The 25,254-nt window shown below is 51.2% G+C and carries 20 protein-coding genes and 1 riboswitch; of the genes, 10 read left to right on the top strand and 10 right to left on the bottom strand.

Annotated elements, in window-relative coordinates:
- Positions 1-63: 63 nt before the first annotated feature.
- From ACMAZB_RS01475 to gcvT, 3 genes are all read right to left on the bottom strand, one after another.
- On the bottom strand, positions 64-858 hold the full coding sequence (locus tag ACMAZB_RS01475; protein ID WP_435218965.1) for an SDR family oxidoreductase: 795 nt from the start codon (positions 856-858) through the stop codon (positions 64-66).
- Positions 859-1,014: 156 nt separating this feature from the next.
- Positions 1,015-3,897, bottom strand: a complete 2,883-nt coding sequence (gcvP, locus tag ACMAZB_RS01470; protein WP_435218963.1) for an aminomethyl-transferring glycine dehydrogenase — start codon at positions 3,895-3,897, stop codon at positions 1,015-1,017.
- A gap of 18 nt (positions 3,898-3,915) precedes the next feature.
- Complete coding sequence (gene gcvT / locus ACMAZB_RS01465) at positions 3,916-5,016, bottom strand: glycine cleavage system aminomethyltransferase GcvT (protein WP_435218961.1); 1,101 nt, start codon at positions 5,014-5,016, stop codon at positions 3,916-3,918.
- A gap of 136 nt (positions 5,017-5,152) precedes the next feature.
- A riboswitch (glycine riboswitch) is annotated at positions 5,153-5,241 on the bottom strand.
- Between the two features lie 278 nt (positions 5,242-5,519).
- Here gcvT and ACMAZB_RS01460 point away from each other — a divergent pair.
- From ACMAZB_RS01460 to ACMAZB_RS01450, 3 genes are all read left to right on the top strand, one after another.
- Positions 5,520-5,933, top strand: coding sequence for a hypothetical protein (locus ACMAZB_RS01460; protein ID WP_435218959.1), 414 nt, complete (start codon positions 5,520-5,522; stop codon positions 5,931-5,933).
- 213 nt (positions 5,934-6,146) lie between these two features.
- On the top strand, positions 6,147-7,286 hold the full coding sequence (locus tag ACMAZB_RS01455; RefSeq protein ID WP_435218957.1) for a serine hydrolase domain-containing protein: 1,140 nt from the start codon (positions 6,147-6,149) through the stop codon (positions 7,284-7,286).
- 153 nt (positions 7,287-7,439) lie between these two features.
- Positions 7,440-8,426 carry an MBL fold metallo-hydrolase gene (locus ACMAZB_RS01450; protein WP_435218955.1) on the top strand — a complete coding sequence of 329 codons (987 nt, stop codon included), beginning with the start codon at positions 7,440-7,442 and terminating at the stop codon, positions 8,424-8,426.
- 282 nt (positions 8,427-8,708) lie between these two features.
- On the opposite strand, the gene ACMAZB_RS01445 is transcribed toward ACMAZB_RS01450, so the two are convergent.
- Entirely contained in the window at positions 8,709-9,326 is a 618-nt protein-coding gene (locus ACMAZB_RS01445) for a hypothetical protein (RefSeq protein ID WP_435218954.1), read from the bottom strand.
- A 397-nt stretch (positions 9,327-9,723) separates the two neighbouring features.
- Between ACMAZB_RS01445 and ACMAZB_RS01440 the strand changes: the two genes are divergently transcribed.
- On the top strand, positions 9,724-10,626 hold the full coding sequence (locus ACMAZB_RS01440) for a LysR family transcriptional regulator (protein WP_435218952.1): 903 nt from the start codon (positions 9,724-9,726) through the stop codon (positions 10,624-10,626).
- A 106-nt stretch (positions 10,627-10,732) separates the two neighbouring features.
- On the opposite strand, the gene ACMAZB_RS01435 is transcribed toward ACMAZB_RS01440, so the two are convergent.
- The 3 genes from ACMAZB_RS01435 to ACMAZB_RS01425 form a co-directional block, all read right to left on the bottom strand.
- The gene (locus ACMAZB_RS01435) at positions 10,733-11,836 is read right to left on the bottom strand and encodes a zinc-dependent alcohol dehydrogenase family protein (protein WP_435218950.1); all 1,104 of its coding nucleotides are present in this window, start codon (positions 11,834-11,836) and stop codon (positions 10,733-10,735) included.
- Between the two features lie 72 nt (positions 11,837-11,908).
- Positions 11,909-13,216: an NTP/NDP exchange transporter gene (locus ACMAZB_RS01430; RefSeq protein ID WP_435218948.1), complete on the bottom strand. Its 1,308-nt coding sequence runs from the start codon at positions 13,214-13,216 to the stop codon at positions 11,909-11,911.
- A 389-nt stretch (positions 13,217-13,605) separates the two neighbouring features.
- Positions 13,606-14,676: a DUF2855 family protein gene (locus tag ACMAZB_RS01425; protein ID WP_435218946.1), complete on the bottom strand. Its 1,071-nt coding sequence runs from the start codon at positions 14,674-14,676 to the stop codon at positions 13,606-13,608.
- 505 nt (positions 14,677-15,181) lie between these two features.
- Here ACMAZB_RS01425 and ACMAZB_RS01420 point away from each other — a divergent pair.
- From ACMAZB_RS01420 to ACMAZB_RS01400, 5 genes are all read left to right on the top strand, one after another.
- Positions 15,182-17,611, top strand: a complete 2,430-nt coding sequence (locus ACMAZB_RS01420) for a TonB-dependent receptor (RefSeq protein WP_435218944.1) — start codon at positions 15,182-15,184, stop codon at positions 17,609-17,611.
- Between the two features lie 640 nt (positions 17,612-18,251).
- Positions 18,252-18,362, top strand: a complete 111-nt coding sequence (locus tag ACMAZB_RS01415; RefSeq protein WP_435220108.1) for a DUF4023 family protein — start codon at positions 18,252-18,254, stop codon at positions 18,360-18,362.
- A complete protein-coding gene (locus ACMAZB_RS01410; RefSeq protein ID WP_435220107.1) occupies positions 18,313-18,849 on the top strand; it encodes a hypothetical protein in 537 nt (178 codons plus the stop codon). Before ACMAZB_RS01415 ends, ACMAZB_RS01410 begins: the two co-directional genes overlap by 50 nt.
- A 355-nt stretch (positions 18,850-19,204) precedes the next feature.
- Complete coding sequence (locus ACMAZB_RS01405; protein WP_435218942.1) at positions 19,205-19,546, top strand: zinc ribbon domain-containing protein YjdM; 342 nt, start codon at positions 19,205-19,207, stop codon at positions 19,544-19,546.
- Positions 19,547-20,140: 594 nt separating this feature from the next.
- The gene (locus ACMAZB_RS01400; RefSeq protein ID WP_435218940.1) at positions 20,141-20,461 is read left to right on the top strand and encodes a hypothetical protein; all 321 of its coding nucleotides are present in this window, start codon (positions 20,141-20,143) and stop codon (positions 20,459-20,461) included.
- Between the two features lie 110 nt (positions 20,462-20,571).
- Here the strand turns inward: ACMAZB_RS01400 and ACMAZB_RS01395 are convergent, their stop codons facing one another.
- Positions 20,572-20,994, bottom strand: a complete 423-nt coding sequence (locus ACMAZB_RS01395) for a hypothetical protein (protein WP_435218938.1) — start codon at positions 20,992-20,994, stop codon at positions 20,572-20,574.
- A gap of 395 nt (positions 20,995-21,389) precedes the next feature.
- Positions 21,390-22,205 (bottom strand): hypothetical protein, encoded by an 816-nt coding sequence (locus ACMAZB_RS01390; protein ID WP_435218937.1) that lies wholly within the window; start codon positions 22,203-22,205, stop codon positions 21,390-21,392.
- Between the two features lie 518 nt (positions 22,206-22,723).
- Here ACMAZB_RS01390 and ACMAZB_RS01385 point away from each other — a divergent pair.
- Positions 22,724-24,037 carry a hypothetical protein gene (locus ACMAZB_RS01385; RefSeq protein WP_435218935.1) on the top strand — a complete coding sequence of 438 codons (1,314 nt, stop codon included), beginning with the start codon at positions 22,724-22,726 and terminating at the stop codon, positions 24,035-24,037.
- A 108-nt stretch (positions 24,038-24,145) separates the two neighbouring features.
- On the opposite strand, the gene dmpG is transcribed toward ACMAZB_RS01385, so the two are convergent.
- The gene (gene dmpG / locus ACMAZB_RS01380) at positions 24,146-25,177 is read right to left on the bottom strand and encodes a 4-hydroxy-2-oxovalerate aldolase (protein ID WP_435213795.1); all 1,032 of its coding nucleotides are present in this window, start codon (positions 25,175-25,177) and stop codon (positions 24,146-24,148) included.
- Between the last annotated feature and the right edge of the window lie 77 nt (positions 25,178-25,254).

Here is a 25,254-nt window from a genome sequence, read left to right as displayed (position 1 = left end):
TTCATCACAGAACCCGCAGCAACAGGGATCAGCCAAGCGTCAGACAGCAGCGGCTCCTTAGCACTACCAAGCTATCGATTTACCATGTAAGTCATAAAACTGACCGTTATCTGGCTTCGACAGTCCGGTGATCACTTTAAAAAGCGCCTGAGCACTTTCCTCCGTCGAATACGTGGCTCTGTCATTCGTCATGTCGGTTCTTACCCAACCCGGATGCAACACGACAAATATAAAGCCCTGCTCTGCGAATTCATTCGACAGAGATTTATTAATGCTATTAAGGGCACTCTTGCTGGCACGATAACCAATTGCCCCGCCCGTATTTTGTTGGATGCTCCCCATACGACTACTCATACTCGCAACGACTCTGCGCGAGCCCATTTTCATGCTGGGCATCAGAGCTTGAATGACTCTCAGCGCCCCGAGAGCATTTACATTAAAAGTAGTTGCCAACCTTTCAATATTTAGATCCTTCAATTCAGGAGTGCTGTGCCCCCCAATTCCGGCGTTATTGAGCAAAATATCCAACTCACGGCCATCGAGTTTGGACTTTAAAGAGTCAACACTCGCTGGATCAGTGATGTCTAACTGGTGTACCTCGACCCCAATGGCTTTGAGTTCGAGGGCCTCTTTGGGCTTACGCGCAGTGCCTATCACCGCAAAACCCTGTCGATGAAAATGCCTGGCCAAGGCCAAACCAATCCCACGGTTAGCACCCGTAATTAGCACTGTTGACCTGTGTTCGGCACTGGCTTCGCTGGCCACAGTTATTTGACCCATTGTTAAGCACACCAGCGCTGCCATACCCAACAGCACTCGCAACAGGCGACAGCTCAAATGGCTTCTCCAACGCTTCATAAATGCTGCACCCTCCCGGTGAACCGTCAACGCTTTCTGCCCCAATTTTTGCCCCCTAATTCACGGCCACGACAACGGTCAAACACTGCCGCGTTAAGCCGACCCCTGACGCTCAAACGGTAACGCACTCAGGGCGAGGTAATAAAGCGACAGTAATCATTTCGCTGATAACGCCACCTTGCGGTCTAAGTGGTCTTCATTGTCTTGATCGTAATCTTCTAGCGGCGGACAGGTACAGATGAAATGTCGATCCCCGTAGGCGTTGTCGACTCGACTAACGGGAGACCAGTATTTATCGATGCGAAAACTTCCCGGCGGAAAACAACCCACCTCCCTACTGTAGGGACGGTCCCAATCACCCATGAGTGAATTAACGGTGTGTGGCGCGTGTTTAAGCGGGTTGTTGTCAATCGCCATTTCACCCCGCTCAATTGTGGCGATCTCCTCTCTTATCGATTTCATCGCGGTAATAAACCGATCGAGTTCAGCCTTAGTCTCACTTTCAGTGGGCTCAATCATGAGAGTCCCTGACACTGGCCAACTCATCGTCGGTGCGTGGAAACCGTTATCAATCAGGCGCTTGGCAATATCGTCTACCGTGACATTTGCGGACTCCGCGAAAGGGCGCGTATCGAGAATGCACTCGTGGGCAATACGCCCGCCCGAACCTTTAAAGAGTATGTCGAAGCCATCCTCAAGCTGTTTGGCAATGTAATTGGCGTTCAGAATAGCGACCCGAGTTGCCTGAGTAAGCCCCTCCCCGCCCATCATTAATAGGTAAGCCCAAGAGATGGGCAGTATTGACGCCGATCCGAGAGGTGCAGCACTGACAGCCCCGTCGCAGTCTGTCTCTGAGTGGCCGGGAAGATAAGGTGCCAAATGTGCTTTTACACCGATAGGGCCCATACCGGGACCCCCGCCTCCATGAGGAATACAAAAGGTTTTATGCAAATTTAGGTGGCTCACGTCACCGCCAATATCACCCGGCCGGACCAAACCGACCATGGCGTTCATGTTTGCGCCGTCGATATAAACCTGCCCGCCGTACTCATGGGTGATGTCGCAGATCTCTGTCACTGTCTCCTCAAAAACGCCGTGAGTAGATGGGTAGGTGATCATGCAGGCCGCAAGACGGTCGCCAGCCGCCTGTGCCTTAGCGCGGAAATCGGCCACATCAACATCACCATTGGTAGCAGACCTGACAACAACAACGTCCAGACCCACCATCTGTGCTGAAGCGGGGTTAGTGCCGTGAGCTGACACGGGAATCAAACAAATATTGCGCTCAGCCTCACCTCTCGCGCGATGATAGGCCCGAATCGTTAATAAGCCTGCGTATTCGCCTTGAGCACCTGAGTTGGGCTGGAGGCTCATGGCATCGTAGCCGGTGATCTCGCACAGTTTGGCGCTGAGGTCTTGGGTGAGCTCAGCGTAACCTTGGGTCTGATCTGCAGGAGCAAAAGGATGTATGTTGGCAAATTCTGGCCAAGTTATGGGCAGCATTTCCGCGGCAGCATTGAGTTTCATCGTGCAGGAGCCGAGCGGGATCATTGCTCTGTCTAGGGCGAGGTCACGATCGGCTAACCGTCGCATATAACGCATCATTTCTGTCTCAGCCCGATTTAAGTGGAATATGGGATGCGTTAAATACGGAGTCTGTCGAATAAGTGCATCATCGAACCGATAATCGCGGGTGAGTTCGGCGTCTCTGTCATGAATGCCAAACGCGCGCCACAAACGCTCGATCACATGGATCAGCGTGCTTTCGTCAAGAGAGATGCCCACACGCGTGTCGCCTACCTTACGCAGGTTGATACGCTCGCGGCGGGCAGCATCGATAATCGTGCCCTGAAACGCGCCAACTTCAACCGTAATCGTGTCAAAGAACGTCGCGGGCTCTACAGAAAAACCATGAGCCTCAAGTCCGCGGGCCACACAAACGGTTTTGCAGTGCACGGTTTGAGCGATGGCTTTAAGTCCTTCTGGACCGTGAAACACAGCATAAAAACTGGCGATATTGGCCAACAGTGCCTGAGCAGTGCAAACGTTAGAGGTCGCCTTTTCACGCCGAATGTGCTGCTCGCGAGTCTGCAGGGAGAGGCGGTAGGCTGTGTTGCCTTCGGCATCGACTGATACACCGACAATTCTTCCGGGCATGCTGCGCTTGTAAGCCGCTTTGCATGCCATATAGGCCGCTGAAGGTCCGCCGCAACCCATGGGCACACCAAACCGCTGGGTAGACCCCACGGCAATGTCGGCACCCATGGCAGCGGGCTCTTTTAACAAGGTCAGTGCAAGGGGGTCGGCGACAATAACGGTAATCGCTTTAGCCGCCTGCAACTGCTCGGCTTGTGGAGAGAAATCGCGAATATGTCCGTAAGTGCCCGGATACTGAAAGATACCCCCAAAAACCGTGCTGGCATCAAGTTCTTCTGGAGCACCGATAATGATATCGATATCGAGTGGCTCAGCACGCGTTTGCATCACGGCAATATTTTGCGGGTGACAGTTCTCGTCAATAAAAAAGCCACGAGCTTTAGACTTGGCTACCCGCTGTGCCATGACCATCGCTTCCGCCGCCGCGGTTGCTTCGTCAAGCAGAGAGGCATTGGCGACTTCCAATCCCGTGAGGTCAGATACGACCGTCTGAAAATTTAGCAGGGCTTCTAATCTGCCTTGAGAAATTTCGGGTTGATAAGGTGTATAGGCCGTGTACCAAGCGGGATTCTCCAAAATGTTACGTTGAATCGCCGGTGGGCAGACGGTGCCATAAAAACCCTGGCCAATCATGGTGGTAAAGACCTTATTTTTAGCCGCCACCTGCCGCATCTTAAAAATCAATTCACGCTCTGATAGCGGCTCCTCGAAATTTAGCGGCTGGGCCTGCCGAAAGTTGGCGGGAATCGTTTGCTCTATCAGCTCATCAAGATCACTGACACCCAACACCTCAAACATCTCGGCCATCTCACTGGGAGAGGGACCAATGTGTCGCCGGTTGGCAAAATCATAGGGGTTGTAGTCTTCGGGCGTAAAAGGCATTGCGGTTGATTCCTTGTGTTAACGCTTGTAGTTGGGCTGGTGGAATAAGGGGGCGACCTGTCTTGCTTCGAGCCGTTTGCCACGGACCTCACCAAAAATAGGTGCGCAGGGGTCTACTTCGGATTTAATTAGCGCCATGGCAATGGGCGCGCGATTGGATGGGCTGAACCCCCCAGAGGTGATCACCCCAAGAGGCTCGCTGCCGTCAGGGGCGTCGTACAGTAAAACACCGTCGCGGATCGGTGCTCGACCCTGCGGCAACAGACCAATATGGCGCCGGGGCGCTCCCTGATCGAGTTCACCTAAGATGCGATCCGCACCGAGAAATCCCCCCGGAGATTTTCCCGTGGCGCGTCTTGAACGATGAATGGCCCAGGAGAGGCCCGCCTCAACAGGCGATATATCTTCAGCCAGCTCGTGACCATAGAGCGGCATACCTGCCTCCATGCGTAAGCTGTCACGTGCGCCAAGGCCGCACAGTGCGACGTCCTCATTTTGCAGCAGAGCATGAGTAAAGCCTTCCGCAGCATTAAAGGGTATGGAAATTTCAAACCCATCCTCTCCGGTGTAGCCTGAGCGAGAAATCCAAATTTCATGGGCCTGCCACTGCATCACCGCCACATCCATGAAACGCATTTGTACAGCGCCAGGCAGAAGGGCCATCATGACTGCCTCCGCACAAGGTCCTTGTAGCGCGAGCAGCACTCGATCATTAACCGGAACAATGCCCTCAACATGGCGATTAAGGTGCTCAAGGTCAGCATCGCGTCGAGAAGCGTTGACCACCAATAAGAAGTCATCCGCACGCCGTGCAATCATAAGATCGTCCAAGACACCCCCGGACGCTGTGGTGAGCAAGCTGTAACTCTGCCGTCCAATTGGCAACGCATGAATATCTGTAGGTAACAAAGTCTCTAGAGCATCGATGGCCGACAGCGGGAGTTTAAGCTGACCCATATGACTGACATCAAACAAACCTGCCTTCGAACGAGTATGCAAATGTTCGGCCATCACGCCTGCCGTGTATTGCACAGGCATGTCGTAGCCTGCGAAAGGCGCAAATTTTCCACCCGCGGTTAGGTGCATAGCGTGAAGCGGCAACTGCTTTAAATTGCTCATGGATCTCCCCGTGAGCCGGGGTCAACCCGGCACCGATAACGCCTGCCCACTGCACGGCGTTCGATGCCCCCTCTGTCCTGTTGCCTGAGATCGTTATCCCGTCGGCGTGCGCTGGTGCGCCACTCTCCAGAGTTTGAAGTTCAGAAGGTCCTTTTGCCTGAGAGTTTACCGGGGCGGTTGCTCCTTCGGCACCGGCATACAGCCGACTTCTTCCTGTCCGAACGACAAGGATAATAACAAGGCAACAACTTAACCCCAAGTGCCGGTGTGAGCATTAACAATAAAAGTGTCGGTTTGTAAGATTTTCATCAAGCGCCAAGTTGTATATAAAAAAACGTCTTTTCCACCAAGCGCACGACACTTCAAGCTAATAAACATAACACCATAAATGAACTCAGGATTTCCCTGAAAACGTTAGCTGCGTCTCAGACCGTACATTGCAATCGCTAATTCATAGGCATAGGGTACTTTGAGAACTTAATAATAATTACTGGGGGTTCAGAATGTCTGAAATAGAACTGTACGGTCTCATGGGAATGAATCGGTCGATTTTCTCTACGCTGTTTTTATGTGGCGTGTTAATGCCTTTGTGTGTCGTCGTAGTCGCTTACTTATTCAGAAACTTTTCCAGTGCTATCCGTGGTGCTGCAATGGTCTCTGCATTAATCGGCGTGATCATGCTGACGTTCTTTACCATGGCGGCGCAAAATGCATTTTTCATGATGCTAACCACGCTAAGTGGTATGGCTGCAGAGGGCTCTGCGTCGGCAACACAAGTGCTGACATCAGGGAATATGCCGATTGGTGAGACGATTGACCCACCGGGTTGGATGATGGCGTTATCACTGGTTCAAATAGCGATTAACCTTTGCCTAACCGTCTATGTATTTTTGTTTGCGCGGTGGGATAAATCGTAAAGAGCGCGTGAATGGCGTTTTCTTCAAGGGGGCCTGAGCCCCCTTTTCTTTAGCGACGCCAACCAGGTTTTATTATTTTCTGCCACACCACCTGCCCTACCTCGCGCATACTGTTATGGGTCAACACTCACATTGCGTTGGAGTCCAGTTAATCTCTGAAAAGCAATAGAGACGGATGTCCTTTTTGCAAACAACCCTGCTTTGGGAATGAAGATGCTTAAACGGCTACTCGGATTATTGATTGCGCTAAATTCCGCGGCCCTCACATGGAGCGCTGAGATTCCAAGCCTCTCAGCAGATATTGATGCCATTTTCGCGGATTACGATGCTCCTGATGTCCCGGGCTGCGCCATTGGCGTGATTCAAAACGGTGCTTATATTCATGCCAAAGGCTATGGGTCAGCAAACCTTGAGCATGGCATTCCCATTAGCGGCAACTCGGTTTTTCGCATCGGATCGGTGTCCAAGCAATTTACGGCGACAGCAGTTGCCATTCTGGCAGATCGTGGAGTCCTAAGCTTAGATGCCGACATCCATCAATATTTGCCTGACCTTAAGGAGTACAACGCCAAAGTTACCATCCGGCAAATGATTCATCACCTTTCAGGCATGGGTGACTACGAAATGACAGGGGCCTATGAAATAGCACCGGGCAAAGCTTTCCGTTTCGGCAACGAAGACTACTGGACGATTGATGAGTTTTATCAGCGCGCCCGAAATCAACCGCTCGCCGCTGCACCTATGCAGCGTTTTGAATATTCAAACATCGCTTATTTTCTGCTCAGTCAGGTGGTCGAGCGGGTCAGCGGCATAACACTCAGAGAATTTGCCAGCAAAGAGCTATTTGGCCCCCTTAACATGACTGCGACATTCTTCAACGACAACGTTAATGGCGTTGTGCCCCATCGGGCAGATGGCTACACGCCAACGAATACTGGCAGCTTCGAAATTTTAATGACCAATTTAGATTGGGTGGGGGATGGGGGCGTTTACACGACCTTAAATGATTTCATCAAATGGGATCAGGCGCTTAAAACCGGCAATATCCCCGGCGGTATGGCGCTACGAGATTTACTGCTTGAGCCTCATCCTCTTACCAAGAAAACTATGACGAGTTACCTTCTCGACGAGGGCGCGGGCTATGGGTTTGGAATTGAGGTTGGCCAATTCAGAGGGATACCCGCACACGTTCACACCGGATCATGGGTAGGGTTTCGCGCTTTGTATACCAGATTTCCAGAAAATGATATTTCGGCAATCGCGTTTTGCAATCGAGACGATTTGCTGCAGGAAGGGGATAAACGCCGGGAGCTACTTGACCTTGTGGCGTCGGAACTGCTTCATCACCGATAGCGTTGTTTTCGAAGGTGCGGGCGTTGCAAGGTGGGCTAATCACCGCCCAATGAGCACTAACAGCGCACCGCAACGATTTAAAGGCCTGTTTACACTGAACATGCTAAAAACTCCGTAACCCAGGAAGTCCGTAATAAAGCTCGAGGGTCAAATATGATGGATCGCACAAGTAAATGCCGCTATACCCTTGCAGTCCAGCGCTGTGTTTTTCTGTTTTTAAGCATCGTTGCCTCCAGTATCGCCCTCGCAAACCCCTACAAAATTACGGTGCTAGCCACCAATATCTCCGACTATGGTGGCCTAGGCGAATGGAGTTTTTCGGCGGTATTCGAAGGCGAAGAAGAATCAGTTTTGTTTGACACAGGTTTTAAAAGTGGCACGGTATTACACAACGTGCTTCATTTAGGGGTCGATCTTTCAAGCGTCGAGAAGGTCGTTTTAAGCCATTTTCATAGCGATCACACCGGCGGCTTGTTAGTGCTGCGCGATTATTTTTCTGGCTCTAACCCAAAAGCACTGAGCACCGTTTATGTGGCCAAGGGATTTTTCAGTCAACGTCTAACCGATACAGGCGTAGGTGTTGGGCCCGGTGCATTTACCTCTGCCTTAACATTTAGAAACGAAGCAGAAAAGCGCGGCATTAACTTCATTGAAATCGAAGGTCCAGCCGAAATAGCGCCAGCACTGTGGCTCACAGGACCGGTTCCCAGAAAAATTGAAACCTATAACGGACCAAAGGGCCTTTTTATTGAGATCGACGGGGAGGCGACCCCGGATCTCATCATGGATGATCAGTCTCTAGGCTACCTAACACCTAAAGGCTGGTTGATGACCTCTGGCTGTGGCCATGCGGGTCTCATTAACACCGGAGAAGTTTTGCAGGAAATCAAGGACGCTCCGATCTATTCAATCGTCGGTGGCTTCCACCTCTGGCGCGCGAGTGATCAGGTCTTAAATCAAACGGCAGATTGGCTGGAAAAAGCAGGACTAGAACTCATGATGGGGGGACACTGCACCGGTATTGCTGCCGCCGAGACCATAGCTTCACAACTTGGCCTTCCCAGATCTCATATTTCTCATGCGGCGATCGGTTCGGTGATTACTCAGGATTTAACAATAATTCGCAGTTCTGTGGAGTAATCTTGACTGGGCTGGGCTGGGAACTACAAAAACTAGCCCCTATTGAATCAACTCCCAAGAGCCTAACGAACCCCGCCAATTTTATGTGGCGTCTCTGCGGTTGGGCGGTTGGGCACACTTAGGCGCCTTATCGCCTCACAAACGATCCGATCGTTAAAGCACGACCTTTGTAGCCCGATCGCTTGAAGACCGCCCTTCTAACATTCATACGTCAAGGTGATGACTGACATCCAGCCATAAAAAAACCCGGCCGAGGCCGGGTTTTCTTTAAACGCGCTTAGATCAGATTTCTTTCAACGACAGAACAAGTGCCTCAGTGAAGAGCATCACTACGGAATCGCCTAAGCGCACATTGTCGAGTTTTTCCAATTCAACACCGCCGACACTGTGCATGTGGCCGCGTGAATCTTTGATCGTGACATTACCGTTACGGTCCATTGCCTCGATAGTGCAGACCGCACGAATCATGCGAGCAGCACCTGCTGCCGTCATGGGGGCGTCACTTGTCGTGTTGCCCATCTCACCCATGACGACCCATGGGTTAGCCTGCTCTTCAGCCGTGGGTTCTCGAACCTCTGCTTCGATAGACACCACATAATCCGCCACAATGGTGTCGCCGACGGCAATCTTATCTAGATTTACACCGTCTTCTCGGGCAGCCAAGGTCAAGAAATTGCCCGCTGGACCCTGCACGACAACCTCTCGTGTGTCCATGTTGACGGCGACAACCTCGCCCTCGATTTCGGCCACCATGGCTCGACCGCCAGAAGCCCAAACCGTTCCAGCCTCGCTACCGTGCACAACAGTTTCGCCAGCTTCGTGATGGCCAGCAAAGGCAGTGAGCGGCAGCAGCGCTAAGGATGCAATGAGTGAAACAGGGAACAATCGTGCAAATTTCATGATTCATATCCTCTTAATGGATTTTTAATGTTGTCAGCGCGAGCAGCGCTGCAGTTTCGAGAGGTCGTGACACTACCCTAACTCCCTGTGATCTAAAAGCTTTACTCTATGATTTGTCACATATTACTAAAGCCCATCTACTGTTGCTTTAATCCCCAATTCACACCCTAAACCGCATTAAAGACAACACGTCCCAAGGGTTTTAAGCAACCGCTACCCGGAAGTCGACGCTCTTAGTTTTAGCAAAGACAGACAGACACCACTTCGGGGCCTTTGTTCGCAGTAGGCCTGTTGTCTGTCTGCGTTTAATTTGGAATTACTCGCACTGAAGTGAGTAGTAATTAGGTTAATCTATTGCTCTTAGGGCAATAATAATGTCGTTATTAAGGGCACCACCATGGATCAATTAAGGGCCTTGCGTTACTTCAGCAAAGTGGTCGAGACCGGCAGTTTTACTAAGGCCGCCGCGTCACTCTCGGTTCCGGCCTCCTCGTTATCCCGGCGCATTGTAGATTTAGAAAAGAGCCTTGGAGCGAACCTGTTAAAACGGACCACTCGGGTAGTGCAAGTCACTGAGATTGGCCAAGTTTATTACACACAGGTGCAAGACGTATTGGCCCATTTAGAACGCAGTGATGAGTCTGTCAGGAGCTATCAAGCCTCGCCCAGAGGGTTTCTGCGGATTAGCACCATGGTGACCTTCGGTGAGAGAATCCTCATACCTCTTCTCGACGAGTTTAAAGCTCTCTATCCAGAGATCATTTTAGACCTGAGCTTTAGTGATGAGCTTTCTACGCTTTCGCGAGACGAGGTGGATATTGCCATTCGGGGCGGCTATGCCCCCAATGAGAGAGTCCAGGCCGTGCGCCTCATGGACAACGACTTTATCCCGGTCGCCTCTGCAGATTACCTCGCGTCAAACGGAACACCCAAACACGCGACCGACTTACGGGATCACCAAGGCCTTTTTTTTCGCACACCGAATGGCCCTCACCCCTGGATGTGTGAGGAAAATGGGCAATGGCTAGACGTGTCGGGAAAGGCCTTAACCATCTCAAACAATAGCACTTGGCTGCGTAGGGAGGCTGTTGCGGGACGCGGTATATGCATGACACCACGGTGGTCGGTGCAAGCCGATTTAGATAACGGCAAGGTGCAGGAGCTCATAATTAAGCCCAAAGTACGGGTCACCCAAAGTAAAGATCTGGCCATATACCTGCTGTATCAGAAGCAGCAGTATTCAGTGCCTAAAGTTAAGGTTGCCGTAGACTTTTTGGTCAGCCGTATTCAATCGCCTTGAGATTTAACCGGCTTACCACATAATGACTGATGCTTTTATTGGCAATGAGCATCGCCGGACTAAGGGCGATGCTCACTGCGCACTGTACTCTTACTCAAGAGCGCTATTACTCAACGTTTGGCACAATTAGCACCTTGCCATTTCTACCATCTTGCGCAGCCCGAGTGACTGCCGCTTTGATATCACCGACCGCATAACGTGAATCAACGTCAGCCTTCAGTACACCCGTGGCAATCAGAGGGATAATTTTTCCAAAAGCTGCCTGCTTGGCTTCCATAGAAGCCGTCTCGTACCATTTTTGGAGCCAAAAACCTCGATTGCGGATATCTTTGAAAATGGTCATACCCGTATTTAAGCTTGCAGGTCTGCCTGAAAGCATACCGTAGGCCACGATAGTTCCGCCGTAACCGAGGCTGTTGGTCAGCCGGGTGTAGGTATCTCCCCCAACAGCGTCAAGCGCCAAAACGACAGGCTCACCACCCGTGGCACGAGCGATCTGATCGGCTAAATCCGGCCCATCAATCAACACCGCATCGGCGCCCTTAGCCATGAGCTCCTCAGCAAGCCCCTCACGGCGGACCACATTGATCGTTTTGATACCGCGTTGCTTCGCGAGTTGAATTACGTAACCACCAACAGCTGAGTTGGCAGCACTTTGCACAATCCATTGGCCCTCGTTGAGATCAACGAAGGAAGTCAGCATTAACAGTGCGGTAATCGGATTTACCGCCGACATGCCCAGCTGTTCGATGACTGCTGGGGGAAGGTCACCCATACTGGGTAGCGGCAGAAAACCCGCTTCAGGAGCAACAACTTCATCTCTCCAGGTGCCGCCACTGACGATCAAAACAAGCTGCCCCACCTTCAAATAGTTCACCTCGGGGGTTACTTCGATAACGCGGCCCACCCCCTCACTACCAGGCTTAGCTGGTAAAACAGCATCTACACCGTACTGGCCTGCAATCTGTAACAGGTTTGAAGGGTTAATTGGCGCTGCTAAAACGCTGACTCTGACGTCGCCCGGTTGGAGAACTCGGGGGGCTTCTTCTTTGACATAGATTACGTCAGCCGGGTTACCGATTTGATTGAACTCGGTGTATTTGAGCATTTTTGGCGCTGCGCTCGTATGATCGCCATGACCATCTGCATAAGCTGTGATCGCGGTAACCAGACTTATCGTCAAGGTCATGATTATTGAAAAATACTTCATAGTTGCAGTCCGTTTTGTGTTTTAAAAAATTTTTGATTCATCGCAAATCAATAAGGCGGTGAATTGCTTTTCTCACATTGAGTCGTCAGCTGGCTGAGCCTCTCCCTGCTCAAACCATCGTCCTAGGTAAATGCCCACAAGGGACCAAAGTGCCGCTATGCCGGCTCCGACCGCGGCAACGGCAGCTAAGCCCAGACCCAACCCCTGGGTGAGGCCTGTAAATAACCAAGCCATCAGCATATCGCCGCCTCGATAGGCAACGATGTCGATAACGGGCTTCGCCTTAAAGCGGGCTTCTCTGTCGACCCTTGTAAACAGCACTTCACGGGCCGGTTTAGTGACCCCATAGTTGCCGGCGCGCCGAATGACCTGTAAGGCCACGACTGCACCGAGAAATGGGGAAACCGCGACAATAACAAGGCCTGCACAAATCAGTACCGGGATGAATGCAATGGCTACGGGCATTCCAAATTTCCCGATGATTCGACCCGTTGCAAACAGACCCATGACAATCGAAAGACCATTGACGGCTAAGTCCATTTGAGCCCATACCGCCGTTCGGTCGGCGCGGCTTAGCTCACTCAGCAAATTCTTTAACTCGAAATAAACGAAAGAACTAATGCCTGTGTATAAAAAAATAAAGAACCCAATCGCCATAAGATACGGATTAGAAAAAAACAACTTGAAGCCTGCCAGTGGATTACCCCCAATTTTGACCTCAGGCGTTGCTACTGCTAGACCTTCGTTATGCAAGTCTGATGACTTAAGGGACTGTAAATAAAAAATAATTGGAATGGGCACAAGCAGCATGGCACTGGCCAATAACAGTAAATTATCTGTGCCAAGGGAGGCCGAAAAAAACGAGGGTATTGATGGCCCAATTAGGCCGCCCACACTTGCCCCCGCGGCGATAATGCCAAATAGCCTGCCGGCCTGCTCTTTACTGAACAGGTCTGACATAAAGCTCCAAAACACCGAAATGTGAAAAAGGCTAAATACACTGACCCACACATAAAACGATTTATCGACCAGAGTTCGATCGTCCATGATGGAAGCTAAAACGAAAAATGATAAGAACGTTAGCGCAAAGATGCCGTAAATAGCCGGCACCAGAAGCCGCAGCCGAAAATGCGAAACAAGCACGCCATACAGCGCGACCACCGCAGTGCTGATGAAAAAATTGAGCGTCCACAGCCAGCTCACCTCGGCGTCTGTCCAGTCGCTAGCCATCGCATCTCGCACGGGGCGCAAAATGTAGTAGGCAGACATTAGAACAACAACAAACAAAAACGAGCCAACTAAAGCTCTGACTTCATTCGCCTCAACGTTTGAGACTATTTTGAGCAGCTTGTATACGGGGTTGTCACGACGCGTATTCATTTTTTCTGTTGGGTTCAAATTCTCGCTGCTCCGTGGTGACACTGAACTGCCGGTTGATAACAGCCGCTGAACGTTTTAAAAAACGGGCACGCTGAACGGGGTCGCGAGATTACATCGCATTTATTGTTCCGAATACAGAGGGAACAAAGCATAACTTTATTGCTTTTATGACAATAGTTAAGTGGGTTTTTACTACCACTAGAAGGATTTAATACGAAATTTAGGAAAACCAGTACCGACACCATCCTCTAAACGACGCGCGCCGCGTGACCGAACAGCCACTCTCGGGGTGGCTCCGTGATCTGCCACAGTGAGGCGAACGAGTAATACCGGAACCCGGTCACCCCACACCGTTTATGGGTCTAGCAACACTCCAGGGCTCACTGCGGCTACAGCTTGCAGATAATGCCCTCTGATGGATCCATGATTCCAGCGCAGATGTCGGTATACAACGCCCCCAAAGCTTCAACATTATCGACCTCGTTGAGTTGCAGCCAGGTCACAGCTTTAGCTGATGCGCGCTCGAGAAAACCCTGCAGTCGTCGATTAAACTCACCAGGGCCCAAGGCTTTCGTGCGCTCTATAATGTAGGTAGGCGCAAAGAACATCTCGTGCCGCTCCTGTGGCGCCCCACTGCTACCACGGGCTTTGTCCCAATGGGTCAAACCCACGCTGATGTAGTAATTCAGTTCATCCGCAAAGTGCTCGCGCAATTTTTCTGCAGTCTCACCACTGCCCGCCATGTCGATAACCACTGCCGATGAATTCGACAGCGAGTCGATGGCGTCATAAGCGACAACCTGGTCGTAGACACCAAGCCCCTCCACAAAAGCAACGTTTTGCGGTGAGGTTAATCCCACAACCTTTGATGATTGATCACTTTCAGCCAGTGCTTCGGCCAAACCAATGCTGGTTTTACTTGAGGCACTCACAATGACCACCTGCTGGGCGCCGTAACACTGATTCACTGCGAGCTGGTCAGCGATAGCGTAGCCAGTCATATACAACGGCCCAAGCAATGCCTGAAGGCGCCCAGCCAAACCCCCACCCTGACCTTTGGCAATGCGCTGATACTGGTTATACAGAACAGGTAATGACTGTCGGTGCGCCGTACCGTCAATTAACACGCTAGAACTGACGTTGGTCGGTGCGATCACCAATTCACCCGAGGGCTGAAAATAGCCATATAGCCGCTCGCCCACCAAAATCTCATCGCAACGGGACTCTATGACGTCGGCAAATCCCCATACGGGAATCACGCCGTATCCATCATCGGGGACAACTGGGAAGAAATTCCAATAGCCCAGCATGTCACCGGCAACGGCATAGGTCAGATTATTGGCGGTAAATGCAAAAAAATCGATGGCGAGTCGAACCTCGCCTTCGACTAACACTGGTTTGGTTTGCTCCTGCCCCCGCCACTCAATAAATGCCTGTCTGTTCACTTCAAATCGTTGCATGGGTCGTGACTGCCTCCTGGCTGTAATGTAGCTTGACCATAATTCACCCGATCTTTTACTGCTGAGTCAATCGCCTAGCGGTACGTTTCGGTGCATAGCCCTATAGTCTACATCACCGTTTTCGCAATCGCCCTGTCCATCTCCAGCAAGCACTCCAGTTTCCATAGCCCGTTACGCAAATGATCTGCCGCATAGAAGGTAGGCTCTTGGTAATGTCGTGATTCAAAGAGGCTAGGGCCGTCTTTAAAATTGGCCGTATTTCAGTGGTTAATAAATGGGCAATCTGAGGTTTTGCAGGTTCATGACCGATGCGTAATTAAAGTCATAGATGGTCGGCATTAAATAGCCGAGCCTGAGCATTCTCAAAATCTTGGTAAACCAAGGCGATTTCGGCAAAACAAGTTCTTCCCCCATCTTATTGGCTGCAAGATTCACATTGACCACCTAAGCAGCTTTAAAGAGAATGCGCGCCGTTTAAACAAACTTCATATAAAGGTAACCGTTCATGTCGGTAGTATCATCCGTAAAGTCGTTCCGCAAAGCGCTTCCGCAAGCCGTTGCGGCCGCAGCATTGACTCTTCCTGCGGCGCTCCCTGCCCTGGCCCAAAGTTCCGGTATGCTTGAGGAGGTTGTGGTAACAGCCGCTAAGCGCCAGCAAACCCTGCAAGAAGTGCCTATCGCAGTTTCCGTTGTGTCCTCTGAGACCATCGAGCAAGCACAGGTCCTAGACATCAAAGACCTGCAAACGCTAGTACCTAGCCTGCGCGTCACTCAGCTGCAGGGCAGCGCCCAAACTAACTTCATCATTCGCGGATTTGGTAACGGCGCAAACAATGCCGGTATCGAGCCATCTGTGGGTGTTTTCATCGACGGCGTCTATCGCTCGCGAGTAGGCAGCGCACTGGCTGACCTCCCCAAGCTTGAGCGCATCGAAGTTTTGCGTGGCCCACAAAGCACACTTTTCGGCAAAAATGCATCCGCCGGCGTTATCAGCGTCACGACGGCTAAGCCCGACCTTGATGGCTTCAGCGGCTCAGTGGGCGCAACGGTAGGTAACTACAACCAAACCATTATTCGTGGCGACGTCACGGGCCCATTGTCAGAAAATGTGGCTTTTAGTCTGTTCGGCAGCATGAACGAGCGCGACGGCTATTTTGACAATTTGGAACTGGGTACCGACTCTAACGAGCTGGACCGCTGGAACTTCCGTGGCCAGCTGCTGTGGAACCCCACTGACCGTTTAGAAATGCGCCTGATCGTTGATGCAGAAGAAATCGATGAGGTGTGTTGTGGTGTTGCCAACCTAGTCGATGGCCCTACTGGCGGTATCGTGCGATTACTCGGCGGTGACTTGATTTCCAATGACGCCTTCGCCTACGCCAACTACCTTGATTTTGACCCAAGGAACGAAATTGAGACTCAGGGCACCTCGCTGCACGTCGACTACGATTTTGACAGCTTCACTCTGACCTCGATCTCAGCCTACAGAACTCTTGATCAGTTCCAATCAGGGGATGTTGATTTCACCAGCGCACGACTGATTTTGCCTGAAGCGGCAGATTTCAGAGGCACCAAGATCGACACCTTTACCCAAGAGCTGCGTTTGACCTCTGCAGGCAGTGGCCCATTGCAATGGATGGCTGGAGCCTTCTACTTCAATGAAGAAGTCGAGCAAGATGAGACCTTTGGCCTCGGTGCTGATTTCCGTTCATACGTAGACTTCCTTACCGGAGGCGCCCTTGGCGCCGTCGAGGCTGCTCTGGGATTCCCTGCGGGCACGTTCTACGCGACAGGCACGGGGAATCAGTCAGAGAAGTACACGCTTGACGATGAAACTCTATCGCTATTCGCACAGGTCGATTACGACCTGACCGACGCCTTGACGCTTACAGCGGGTGTGAACTACACCCAGTCAGAGAAAGACGCCAGTGCTGAGGTAATCAGTGACAACCTATTTGGCGCGTTGCCACTCGACGCATTTGGCCTGGGCGCGCTGAAAGCTGCACAGTTTTTGCCGCCCGTCGTCGGGTTCCCGAACTCCGTGGAAGACGGCAAGAGTGACGACAGCGATACCACTTATACGCTGCGATTGTCTTATGACTTGACCCCTGACATGAATGTCTATGGCGGTGTGAGCACAGGATTCAAAGCGTCATCATGGAACCTGTCTCAGGACACCGGTCCTGTTCCCGCTGACGTAGCCGCCCTGCTAGCAAACGGCGATCCTGCCCTGCCAAACGTTGGCTTCGGACCCGGCGCGGCAAACTTCGCCGTGGGTACGCGTCGTGCCGACCCCGAAGAGTCACTGGTCTACGAAGTGGGTCTGAAAGGTCAGTGGGACACCGTGTCACTGAACTTGGCTATCTTCATGCAAGAAATCGACGGCTTCCAGTCTAACGTCTTCTCTGGCACAGGCTTTAATTTGGCCAACGCCGGTAAGCAGTCTACCGATGGCGTAGAGGTCGATGTCACCTGGTTGCCTGTTGATGGTCTCCGCATTGGGTTTGCGGCCACGTGGCTGGATCCACTTTACGACTCATTCCAAGGCGCAGTAGGTCCTAACGGACCCATGGACCTGTCGGGTCAACAGCCTTCAGGGATCCCAGAGCTGTCAACTAACACGAACATTACCTACAACTTCGAATTACTTGGCGCTTACTCATACGTACGCCTAGAGCACGTTTACGAAGAAGAAGTGCAGGTTGCCGACAACATTCCCATGTCAATCGCTGCGCGGGAAGTCAACATGTTCAATGCTAGTGCTGGTATGAGCTGGGACAACGGTTTGGAGTTCAACCTTTGGGGTCGCAACCTCAATGACGATGAGTACCTGCTGTCAGCCTTCCCATCGGTAGCACAGGCGGGAAGCTTCAGTGGCTACCCCAACCAGCCCGCAACCTACGGATTAACTGTGAAGTACAACTTCGGACAGTAAACCGGGGTAAAAGAAAAAAGGCGCTCTTGTGAGCGCCTTTTTTTTGCCCGCTCAGCTACTAAACCCAAAAAATCAATTGCTTGCGCAGACCCAACATGACTTTGAGGGTGGGCGTTTTTTTGTAGGGCGATCTGCGGACTCAAACTGGCACTTTACCGCGGCAAAAAATCATCAGGACTCTGTTGACGCCTTACAACTTTCACGCCGATGAAAAGCAATCCACCGAACACTTTTTCCCTGCCCCCTTTCCCTTTTTAAGAGCCAAGTCGTAACCTCGAACTTGAGGTTAGAACCAACAACTTTGGCTCCAGCAATAGTTGGCACTAGTTCACCTCTTCAATTCACTCGTAGGTTCGTGGAATCTGCGCGAATCTGTTATCCTTCGCGCCGGCTTTTCGAATCTATTACTTTCTGCGACCCACACGTTGTGCGCCTGCTGCTCAATATTGAGCAGGCAATGGTCAAAGTCCTACTGAACACCTGACACGAGTCGATTCGAGACATAACCCATCAACAGTCATCGCGAAGACTAGATACGCAATGGGTGCAGCCGTGAGTAAGACAGAAAGTGTCTGGCCAACGACAAAGTCGTAGCAACCTACAGGGGTAGCCAGATTTAAAACGAAAAACCGTAGCCACCATCAAGATTAGTAGGAACATTAATGAACGACAAACTGACGTTAAACAACCTAGAAAAACTCATGGAAATGGAAACCCAGCTTCGAGGCGAGTACCAACCAAAGCTCGATGAAAAAGACGCTGCCATCTCCAAGCTAGATGACAAAAAAACCGCGCTAGAAACCCGAATTAGCGAGCTTGAAAAGACCATTGCGACTCAGTTGACAACCATTACAGAGCTCTCAGGAAAGTCCAAAGACGCCCAAGCATTAGAGCAACGCAACCGAGAACTGCACAACCGTTCGGAGAATATGAAAGAAGAGATCGCCGCGGCAAAGGGTCGTGTGAAAGCTCTACAAAAAGACCTTGCTGCTGAACGGTCCGAGCTGGCAGAACTTAAAAAATACGATCCACAGCGGCTGCGTAAAAACTTAGATGCCACTAAAAAGAAACTCGCGGAGAAAACTACTGCAGCAGACAAGCTGCAAAAATCTTTGTCCCAAGCTCGTGCAGAGAACACGCAGCTAGAGCAAAAAGTGAAAGATCTCGAAGCACAGGTAGCCGAAACCAACGCTGAGAGCGAAGACCAGACCGACGAAGGAAGCCAAGCTGCGGCCTAAAGTTGACGCCTCGCAATGACAAGCGAGGCATTTTTATGCCCCTCCCCGATGGCCTCGCCATTTTAAAGAGGGGCTAGCAGATATGGTTGAGATGATGCGAACGCATACCGATCTCAAACTGGATGGTTGCTGAAAACCTCTTACTTATAATCTCCACCAAGAAGCATAAGGTTTGGTCGGTAACATCTAGCACAAATGGCTCATCAGTCACTACGAGAACGCGGAACCTACGCCATGGCAGCAATCAAAAAGCGCAAACGTTTCCCGTCTCCTAGCTTTCCCCGCGTCCTAGCACTCCAAAATTCAATTACGGTAGATCACTCATAAATCTGCCACCCACTCGGAGTACCGTGTCATGAGTGAACACCCTGCATGCCTGAAGTGTCATTCAGCCTACACCTACCCAGACGGAGATCTTTTGGTATGCCCCGAGTGTGGCTTCGAATGGCATCCAGATACTTCAACCACTGACACCCCAGACAGCCCGGCGATAGTCGATGCCAACGGCAATGCCCTGCAAGACGGCGACACGGTAACGGTAATTAAGGACCTAAAAGTCAAGGGCTCATCGTTGGTAGTAAAAGTAGGGACCAAAGTGAAAAATATCCGCTTGGTGGAGGGCGATCACGACATCGACTGTAAGATCGCCGGCGTAGGCGCGATGAAGCTGAAGTCACAATTCGTAAAGAAAGTATGATCAGCAGACTCTTATGTTGAAGGAGCCCCTGCGACTTTCCGCTGAAGCTCAGGGTTGTTAATCAGCATTCCTTTGTTGCACTGCCCCACGGCCCTAGCTGTTTGCTCTTGGACTCACCCAATTCAACGGACCCCTGCGGTTGCTGCCCCTGTGGTAAGCCAAAGATTTTTCTCAGCAGTATCCCAAGCGGAGTCACCTTGAGCATTAACGCCAATTTAATTTAATCCATTGCGCACTCGCGGGTTATTCACCTAACCCCGGCTCATCTGAAGGAAAAATTGGTAAGCAACGAAATCACTATGACTGAGTTCTTGTAAAAGGGGACTCCAGCAAGGTTCGAGCTTTACTCGTCGATGCAGCCATAGCTGGATGGCAAAGTAAGTAGGCGAAGTTACGACAAGGTTTGTTGCTAGTAGATAGGACAGCGATGATGGTTGCAAAAAGGGGAATCACCTCTAAACTATTGTCAGCGAATCTATCTCGCCACCCCACCAGGAGGATCAGCACATCAATCTACTGGATCTGAATTTTTGGCAACGCCGACAGCGAACCCTCGGCCTGGTTGCCATTCTCATAGGGCTGGGTGCCTGGGGGATGGAATTTGCCGGCACGGTCTACATTTGCCCCTACTGCAGGGTACAGCGCACCGTCATATTACTGCTCGGGTTAATCATGGTCCTGCCCATCGCTCGCCATTGGATACTGCAGTACTTCGCTTCTGTGATCGGTTTTTTGGGCGCAGTCGTTGCCGTCAACCAAAATTTCATGGGGTGGGCGAAGATTTCAAAAGGGGAATTCGCGTTTAATGAATTGCTGTATATCGACCCTTTTCTTCTATCTAGTGGATCGCTGTTTATTATTATTGGGCAGCTGTGGCTAATACTTGGCAAACATGACACACCTCAGCAGAGCTAAATATTGACGCTAGGCTGTACACAAGCCACAAAAACTCGCTTCTAAGCCCGGTGCTTTTTTACCGTACACCCCCACGCTTTTTGGATGAACTTGGCCTGTTCTGCCGCGCTTCAATCGTTGTTAAACGATCGAAAGACGTCTGACTCAGAGGGCTTTTTTTGAACATCCTCAGAAAATTTAGGGGGGCCTAATGCTTTCTCAGACATCCCTTTGTAGTCATCCCCTTCCCAGCGATGCTCATAAAAGATTACCGGCTCTTGCTTGGGCTTCGCATAGGCCACAAACCACTCAAGAACCTCGGGTGCAACGGTAGCAACACGTGGATATAACCGTAATACCTTCCAGTCATACCAATCGCGGTCATGAACAGGGATAGCCCCTGAAAGATCCGGCCGCATGGCATCGGGAAAGTCGTCCTCTTCAGTGAGCCATGCACACTTAAAGGTTCTGCAGGGCTTTTCGGGTCTTGATTCATAAATTCCGCAACCCTCAGGCGAGATATGCTGGCAGGCATGGCCTGGGGAAAGCTTCATGCTTTTATCCCAAAGTCCTCCCTCACAACAGGCAGTGCAGCCACCGCAGCTGCGGACTCCTCCGTCGGTTGCTATGGGTAAAGTTGCTGCTGCTTGGCTCACATCAACCACGCTAAAAGTTCCTCGTAGAATTCACTAAAATCAATGCTGCACCTCAAAAAGTCAGCACCGGCGGGGCCGATAGCCTATCGCCACTGGAACAGAAAGAAAACTATAGGACAAGCTTATAAAGACGGCCAAGTTCTCATCGACGACTGCGTCTCGATCAGATTCACGAACCCACGTCTGCCGGGTAATAGTCGCACCCCCTTCCGTTCAGCAAACAATGAGCATAAGCCAGCGTTTAGTTTTTTGTGCCAAAAGCCGTGCCGCGGATCGCGGTTACGGCACGCCCCTCACATCCTCACGTAAGACTGTGTAATCACTTCGTCGTTATAAATAAATGACTGCGTGAAGTGGTTCTCGTCAATCAGCACCATTTTGACCTCATTAACGGTGCCCTCATATTCCTCCATCGAACTCACCATTGCGGTTTCAATGGCATTGCCCTCAGCATCCACTGCAAAAGAGCCATAACCAAAATCCTGAGCTGTCTCACCCTGATAGGCGACATTCTGCAACCAGATAAAATGACCACCACCAATCATCTTTGTTTCAGCAAAAGCGGTCATACCCGAATCAGCAGTGTCACGAGCCTCAAGGCTCCACAACCCGTCAAAAGGCGACGTTTTTGTGGATGCTGTGTTCCAAACTTCAACCATATCCAGCAGACGTCCCCCTTCATAGGGCATGCCAATAATCGATTGCTTAAAGCCCGCAGCAGTTGGCTCAATGGCAACATCGAAGCTATAACCGGACACTGGGCCATCGTGATTTACTCTGGGTACCTCAACCATGACACCGTTGTTCCAAGTGGCATTACCCGCCCCCACGTCAATATTATCTGTCAGGGCATTCTCAAAGGCATACATAAACCGCCCCTTCGAATAAATCTTTATTTGATCCCGAGTGTAATAACTGACCTCACCGTCTTCGGTAACGGTGACGCCCTCAATGAGGTATGCGCCGTCGGGTAGTGCTGCACTCGTGTCAGGTGTTGAAACAGCCACTGGCTCTGACGCGACTTTTACAGTCACTTCCGGGGTAGGCTCGGCACTACACGCAGCTAAAACAACTGCCGTGGACGAAAATAATGCTGATTTTACATTCATTTAAAGGATCCTCTGTGCCGGTGAGACGCCAAATGCCATCACAAACAACCCTAACGATTGGCGTATTTCGTGTACAGGCCGAGGGGGACCGTTCATCGCACATTAAGTCGCTACTAGCTTATTTTCTACAGTAAACACTGCCTACGGACATCGAGTAAGCGAGTTGATGCACGTAGTGCAAGAATCATCTCCATACGGGCATGCTGCGGGCCATGACAAGACCCAAATACCTGTACTTTTAATAACTTGGCGCTTTTCACTCCGCCGCAGACTCGGCTAAACTTAGACAGCAATTCAGAGCGCACTAGCGGTCGGGCTCCATTGTTTTTGGCTACCGGTCAAGCAGCGCCACGCGCTACCCTAGATTCATAGAAAACCGCTGATTTCAGGCAAGGACAGATGTCTGAGCGGCAGGGCGCGCCACTCGTATGAGGTGCTTGAAACACTTTAGCCACTCGCACCGTATAACAGTTAAGCTCCCCCTTTTTATTTACCACCTAGAAATGGAATTCACACGCATGTCAACGAGTCAGCCCCCTACCACCACGGCCACTCAACAACCGCTTTATCATCGTTTTTCAGATGTGTTTAAGGCGGGCTTCAGCATCGACTGGGGTATAGGTTCTTTCCTAGTTATCAGCCACGTTCTCGTATTGCTACTAACACCTGTCGCCTATGCCTATGCCCCAGCAGGTCTTTGGCAAGTGATGTTGGCGTGGACGCTTGTACACGCCTTCATTGGCGCACTATCAACAACCGTATATTCCCACAGGCTTATTGCCCATGGCGCGGCAAAAGACGTTCGATTACCAACGCACATCATCTTCTTGGCGCTGCAGCTTTTTGCTGTGCAGGGCAGCGTGCGCCGATGGTCGGCGCAGCATGTCATTCATCACTCGGTCGATAAAACCGGCCAACACCACCTAGACCCCTACTCTGCCACTTGGTTTAGCACCAGTTGGCGGAATTTTTTGTGGTCACACATGTTCACCTATTTATTCAACCACCCCTATTCCCGCGAGTTTGATGGGGCACTTAAAGCCAAGGCACACCCCGCCATAGTTTGGCAGGACAAGCACTACCTTCCACTCCTCATTGTGGCTAACTTTGTATTACCGATTGCGCTCGGCATCGTACTCGCGGGCTGGCTGGGAGGTTTCTGCATGTTATTGGCGGGTAGCGCAGGTTTTGTGCTCGCGCAGCACAACACATGGACAGTGAACAGCGTGACGCACATGTGGGGATTCAAAAAAGGCTTAATCAGCTCTGCTCGCAACAACTACGTCTGGCTGGGTCCGCTGGGAGAGGGCAATCACCATGCTGACCACCATGACTACCCGAGAGATTTCCGCAACGGATTTGGCTGGAGCGGCTGGGTGCTGGACCCCACCCGGTATGCCATTCTGGCGCTAAGAGCTCTGGGATTGGTTGAGGGGCTCAACCGAGCGAGTCGCTGGCAAGAAGCACAAATTATTGCCCGTCGTAAGGTTCGGGACACAAAAGCAAAATCACCCTCCGTAATTTGGCAGCAGTGGGAAGAAAAACTAGCCTCATTAGGAGATGAGTGGCTTGCTGCCGCTAAGGCCTGGGATCAATTTAAACTAGAAAAAAAGAGACTCACCCATCAGATACGACAGTCAGGAGCCGATAGCATGGCCGCTGCCCGAGAGCGTATGGGAGTGACTCAGGAAGATCTAATTCGGGATTTACGTGCCAGACGAGAGAATTTACGTGCCGAGATGCAACAGGCTCGTAAACGTCTGAAGGCAGGACGTGAAGAATTTTTTAACGCGCTGTGGGAACTCAAGCAGGCCAACATAGCGGTTGCCTGAGTTGAATTCCTGGTTGCTGGGCTGCAGTTGCGGGCACTAAAGTTCGATACCCATAACCTGCTGCGGCCTGGCTCTCAATGATGCCAAAAACGCATCGCTGACTCAGGTCTAGAGTGTGCCTTGTGCTTTTGCCATATCGAGTGCGAGGTCTTCAATCATATCTTCTTGGCCACCCACGGTACGGCGCCGTCCAAGCTCCACTAAAATATCTCGGGTAGACAAGTTGTACTTCTCGGCGCTGCGCTTGGCGAACAGCAAAAATGATGAGTACACACCCGCGTAGCCCAGTGTGAGCGCATCGCGGTCGACACGAACCATATGATCCATCATAGGTACGATCAAATCCTCGGCAATATCCATAGCTTTAAAAGTATCGATGCCAGTCTCAATGCCCATACGATCACAAACGGCAACAAAAACCTCCAAGGGCGTGTTACCCGCACCAGCACCCAGACCTGCAAGGGAGCCGTCGATACGGTTTGCACCCGCTGCGACAGCAGCAACCGAGTTGGCAACGCCCATCGCCATATTGTGGTGTCCGTGAAAACCCAACTCTGTCTCGGGTTTAAGTTCGGCCCGGGCGAGGGCAATGCGCGAAGTCACATCATCAGGGAGCATGTAACCGGCAGAGTCTGTGATGTAAACACAGTTAGCGCCGAAGTCTTCCATCATCTTCAGCTGCACAACTAATTCCTCGGCTTCAATCATGTGGGCCATCATCAGAAAGCCCACCGTATCCAAGTTGTCGATGCTCTTCGCCATGCTGAGGTGCTGCTCAGAGACATCGGCCTCCGTGCAGTGTGTCGCAACGCGAATCGTTGAAATCCCGCAGTCAACCGCCATTTTTAGGTGATCAACAGTGCCAATACCGGGAAGCAATAGCGCCGAAATTTTGGCATTTTTCATTTCTTTACAGACCGCGGTGAGATATTCCTCATCGCTGGCCGCGGGGAACCCGTAGTTTACCGACGAGCCACCAAGACCGTCGCCGTGGGTCACTTCAATGAGCGGAACGCCGGCATCATCCATCGCCTTGGAGATAGTTACCATCTCATCGACGGTAATTTGGTGCCGCTTGGGGTGCATGCCATCACGCAGGCACATGTCGTGGACGGTGATTTTCTTTCCTTTTAAGTCCATTAGCTGCTCTCTTGTGTCTTGGGGCCGGATCGGATCTGGCCGACTACCTTTTATACGATGACTTGCTTAAATTGCTT

It is taken from the genome of Luminiphilus sp. nBUS_07, from assembly GCF_051201685.1.
In the GTDB taxonomy this organism is placed as follows: Bacteria; Pseudomonadota; Gammaproteobacteria; order Pseudomonadales; family Halieaceae; genus Luminiphilus.
The sequence above is the reverse complement of the archived record's forward strand: the minus strand, read 5'-3'. Positions and strand labels throughout refer to the sequence as shown.

Excerpts from the sequence above, each read along its gene's own strand:
- ACMAZB_RS01475 (WP_435218965.1), bottom strand. The coding sequence starts at position 858 with ATGAAGCGTTGGAGAAGCCATTTGAGCTGTCGCCTGTTGCGAGTGCTG.
- gcvP (WP_435218963.1), bottom strand. The coding sequence starts at position 3,897 with ATGCCTTTTACGCCCGAAGACTACAACCCCTATGATTTTGCCAACCGG.
- gcvT (WP_435218961.1), bottom strand. The coding sequence starts at position 5,016 with ATGAGCAATTTAAAGCAGTTGCCGCTTCACGCTATGCACCTAACCGCG.
- ACMAZB_RS01460 (WP_435218959.1), top strand. The coding sequence starts at position 5,520 with ATGTCTGAAATAGAACTGTACGGTCTCATGGGAATGAATCGGTCGATT.
- ACMAZB_RS01455 (WP_435218957.1), top strand. The coding sequence starts at position 6,147 with ATGCTTAAACGGCTACTCGGATTATTGATTGCGCTAAATTCCGCGGCC.
- ACMAZB_RS01450 (WP_435218955.1), top strand. The coding sequence starts at position 7,440 with ATGATGGATCGCACAAGTAAATGCCGCTATACCCTTGCAGTCCAGCGC.
- ACMAZB_RS01445 (WP_435218954.1), bottom strand. The coding sequence starts at position 9,326 with ATGAAATTTGCACGATTGTTCCCTGTTTCACTCATTGCATCCTTAGCG.
- ACMAZB_RS01440 (WP_435218952.1), top strand. The coding sequence starts at position 9,724 with ATGGATCAATTAAGGGCCTTGCGTTACTTCAGCAAAGTGGTCGAGACC.
- ACMAZB_RS01435 (WP_435218950.1), bottom strand. The coding sequence starts at position 11,836 with ATGAAGTATTTTTCAATAATCATGACCTTGACGATAAGTCTGGTTACC.
- ACMAZB_RS01430 (WP_435218948.1), bottom strand. The coding sequence starts at position 13,216 with ATGAATACGCGTCGTGACAACCCCGTATACAAGCTGCTCAAAATAGTC.
- ACMAZB_RS01425 (WP_435218946.1), bottom strand. The coding sequence starts at position 14,676 with ATGCAACGATTTGAAGTGAACAGACAGGCATTTATTGAGTGGCGGGGG.
- ACMAZB_RS01420 (WP_435218944.1), top strand. The coding sequence starts at position 15,182 with ATGTCGGTAGTATCATCCGTAAAGTCGTTCCGCAAAGCGCTTCCGCAA.
- ACMAZB_RS01410 (WP_435220107.1), top strand. The coding sequence starts at position 18,313 with ATGGAAATGGAAACCCAGCTTCGAGGCGAGTACCAACCAAAGCTCGAT.
- ACMAZB_RS01405 (WP_435218942.1), top strand. The coding sequence starts at position 19,205 with ATGAGTGAACACCCTGCATGCCTGAAGTGTCATTCAGCCTACACCTAC.
- ACMAZB_RS01400 (WP_435218940.1), top strand. The coding sequence starts at position 20,141 with ATGGAATTTGCCGGCACGGTCTACATTTGCCCCTACTGCAGGGTACAG.
- ACMAZB_RS01395 (WP_435218938.1), bottom strand. The coding sequence starts at position 20,994 with ATGAAGCTTTCCCCAGGCCATGCCTGCCAGCATATCTCGCCTGAGGGT.
- ACMAZB_RS01390 (WP_435218937.1), bottom strand. The coding sequence starts at position 22,205 with ATGAATGTAAAATCAGCATTATTTTCGTCCACGGCAGTTGTTTTAGCT.
- ACMAZB_RS01385 (WP_435218935.1), top strand. The coding sequence starts at position 22,724 with ATGTCAACGAGTCAGCCCCCTACCACCACGGCCACTCAACAACCGCTT.
- dmpG (WP_435213795.1), bottom strand. The coding sequence starts at position 25,177 with ATGGACTTAAAAGGAAAGAAAATCACCGTCCACGACATGTGCCTGCGT.